Raw genomic sequence first — 2476 nt, 5'->3', positions numbered from 1 at the left:
AAATTATATTGCTATAACTTAAAATTATTTGTTTAGCAAATATAACCATTTTACAATAGACAAGTAATCGTGTTTTATAGTGTGAGGAATAGTTTTGAATAACGATGTATTACAAGCTTTAAATTTATTAAAATCAAAAAAATGGATTGATTTGACACATGCATTTGATCACAATTCACCGCATTTTTTTATGTTTAATCCAGCCGAAATCAAAACGCTATTTGATCATAATGATGGCTTTTTAGCACAAAACTTTAGTTTTGCTGGACAATATGGCACTCACTTAGATGCGCCTATTCATTTTGTACCTAATACTCGCTATTTGCATGAGTTACAATTACAAGAACTGGTATTACCGTTAATTGTTATCGATCAATCACAACGAGCACAACAAGATCCTAATTTCTCTTTTTCAGTAGCAGATGTATTAAGCTTTGAACAGCAGCATGGACAAATTGAAACTGGCAGCTTTGTTGCATTACGAACAGACTGGAGTAAAAAATGGCCATCACAAACAGCAATGGAAAATAAAGATGCTGATGGGAATAACCAAATTCCGGGCTGGGGACTTGATGCACTAAAATTTTTATTTGAAGAACGAAAAATTAAAGCTATTGGTCATGAAACTTTTGATACTGATTCAGCCAAAGCATTTAGGGAAAATAATGCTTTAAAAGGCGAATACTATGTTTTAGAGCAAGATACTTATCAAGTTGAGTTAATGACCAATTTAGATCAACTGCCAGCTAAAGGAGCGGTTATCTTCAATATTGTAGCCAAACCTAACAATGCATCAGGTTTTCCGGTTCGTTCTTTTGCAATATTACCTTAAGCAATTTATTAAACCCCAAAATCTATATTAATTGGATAGTTAGGGGTAATCTTTTTACCACAGACTAATTTGTAATAAAAAACGGTCATAATGACCGTTTTATTTATTAACTCTCAATTAATTTTGGTGTAGCGTCCAAAGGGATTATAGCGCCACGATACTGAATGACAGTTCCTGCCACTAGATGACCTTGACTGGCTGATTGTGAAGGAGTTTTACCACTTAAACGAGCAGCTAAATAACCAGCACTAAATGAATCACCAGCAGCTGTAGTATCGATAACATCTTCTTTAGCAATTTTATTAGCTGGAACTTCAAAACGACCTTCCAAAGAATCAATGATGCAACTATCACTACCACGTTTTATCACTATTTCCGAAACACCAAAGTTTTTAGTACGCTCAATAACTTGTTCATAAGGTAATTTACCCCATAATAAATCTTCATCATCTAAAGTTAAAAAGGCAATATCAGTGTATGACAAAATATCTGAATAAACGCTACGAGCTAAATCAAAGCTGCTCCACAAACGAGGGCGGAAGTTATTGTCAAAAATAACTTTACCACCATTAGCCTTAACTTGTTTTAATAACGCTAATAATTTAACAATACTTTCTGCATCCAAAATCGCGATACTAATACCACTTAAATAAACATAATCACATTTAGCAATTTGTTCGGTAATTTTGGCTGTTTCGGCTGTTTTTAACCAAAATTTAGCAGCGGCATCATTACGCCAATAATAAAAAGAACGTTCACCTTGCTCATCAGTCACAATAGAGTAAAGTCCCGGCATTTTATCAGCCATTCTTTGAACTAGATCAGTTGAGATATGCTCTTTTTGCCAACTATCAAGCATTTCTTGGCTAAACGGATCGGTTCCTAAACCTGTCACATAGTGAATCGAAAAATCTTTATTGGCGAACAAACGCGATAAATAAACCGACGTATTGAGAGTGTCACCACCAAAATTACGAGTTGTTGAATCTTGTTTTATCGAAAGTTCAATCATACATTCGCCAATAACAGCGATATTTGTAGCCATAGCGTTACCTAAAATCCATTCTTTATCATAAATAATTCAATGCAATTTTTACCACAACTTTACGAACTTTAGCAATCTTATTATCAACAGCACAAAGCGGTTTATGAACCTCATTGGGTAAAAAAACAATAAAATCGTTAGGCTGTAATACTAACATAGTTTCTTCGTTAGGCGTTTTGATAAACGCAATATCATTTTCTGCTATTTTATCATCTAAAACTTGAGTGTGTGGAGGCAAAGTACAAATAGCCATACCTTCTTGCCCCTCTAAAACAATTTGCACATCAATATACTTTTTATGATATTCAGGATTAGCGTCATGAATATATCTTAATGAATTATCAGACACCATAAAAAACATATTATCACCATCGATATCATAACGACCAGCTGGTGTATTGCTATTAACGTTGTCCTTCACGTATTCAATTGATTGTTTAATTTTGGCCGGCAAGTATGGAACTAAATCCAAATGATTAACATTACCTAAAATCATACTTAATGCTCCTTCACTTATAAATTGATGCAATAACTAGTTATTATACTCTTCTACATACAACTATATGGAAGAATAAAATCTTTAGGCAAGAGTATATACT

3 protein-coding genes are annotated in these 2476 nt (G+C 33.5%); 1 reads left to right on the top strand and 2 read right to left on the bottom strand.

All coding sequences use genetic code 11. The features are described from left to right. Positions 1-94: 94 nt before the first annotated feature. Positions 95-832, top strand: coding sequence for a cyclase family protein (locus B6D18_RS12220; protein ID WP_086364691.1), 738 nt, complete (start codon positions 95-97; stop codon positions 830-832). Between the two features lie 106 nt (positions 833-938). Here the strand turns inward: B6D18_RS12220 and B6D18_RS12215 are convergent, their stop codons facing one another. After that, positions 939-1877, bottom strand: coding sequence for a sugar kinase (locus B6D18_RS12215; protein ID WP_086364690.1), 939 nt, complete (start codon positions 1875-1877; stop codon positions 939-941). 25 nt (positions 1878-1902) lie between these two features. Beyond that, on the bottom strand, positions 1903-2373 hold the full coding sequence (locus B6D18_RS12210) for a YhcH/YjgK/YiaL family protein (RefSeq protein WP_086364689.1): 471 nt from the start codon (positions 2371-2373) through the stop codon (positions 1903-1905). Positions 2374-2476: the final 103 nt, after the last annotated feature.

The organism is Gilliamella sp. A7 (assembly GCF_002142015.1).
Classification (GTDB): Bacteria; Pseudomonadota; Gammaproteobacteria; order Enterobacterales; family Orbaceae; genus Gilliamella; species Gilliamella apis_A.
Note: the sequence above shows the minus strand (reverse complement) of the source record. Positions and strands in the feature narration are given on the sequence as shown.

Bases quoted from the DNA above. Each gene is read 5' to 3' on its own strand.
- B6D18_RS12215 (WP_086364690.1), bottom strand. From the start codon at position 1,877: ATGGCTACAAATATCGCTGTTATTGGCGAATGTATGATTGAACTTTCG.
- B6D18_RS12210 (WP_086364689.1), bottom strand. From the start codon at position 2,373: ATGATTTTAGGTAATGTTAATCATTTGGATTTAGTTCCATACTTGCCG.